Origin of the sequence: Streptomyces sp. DH12 (assembly GCF_020873895.1) — a bacterium.
Classification (GTDB): Bacteria; Actinomycetota; Actinomycetes; order Streptomycetales; family Streptomycetaceae; genus Streptomyces.
The window spans coordinates 1-448 of sequence record NZ_JAHWGT010001116.1; the positions used below are offsets into that span (position 1 = coordinate 1).

Annotated in this window: 1 pseudogene; it reads right to left on the reverse strand. The window is 73.9% G+C overall.

Going from position 1 to position 448, the window contains the following annotated elements:
• Window positions 1-448: pseudogene (locus LPA54_RS38805) on the reverse strand (MarR family transcriptional regulator); the annotation flags it as partial.

Here is a 448-nt window from a genome sequence, read left to right on the forward strand (position 1 = left end):
GGTTGCCCATGTGGGCCTTGACGTCGGCGATCTCGGCAGGGTGGGGCGGGGTCTCGTCCGCCGGAGAGTGGGCGGTGCGGCAGGGGCGGCAGAGGCCGTCGGGGAGGGCTTCCGGCTGTCCGGGGCGTCCGCAGTCGGTGCATTCCATGAGGAGGCGGCGGGTTGGGGCGGCGGAGGCGGGTCGGGCGCTTTCGGTGGGGAGTCGGGGTGGGATTTTGTCGGTGAGGCGGCGGCGGAGGAGGCCGACGGGGCTGTCGACCTGGGCGGGGAGCCCTGCGGTGAGGGCACTGGTCAGGTAGTCGACGCTCACGCCTCGGGCGAGCCATTCCGTTGCTTGTGGTTCGAGGGTGGTGCAGTCGTCGGCGGAGAGGGTGAGGCGGTGGTCCTCGCGGCCGAGGCGGGCCAGGGCGAGGTAGGCGGGGCTGGTTCCGGCGGCGTGGGGTGTCGC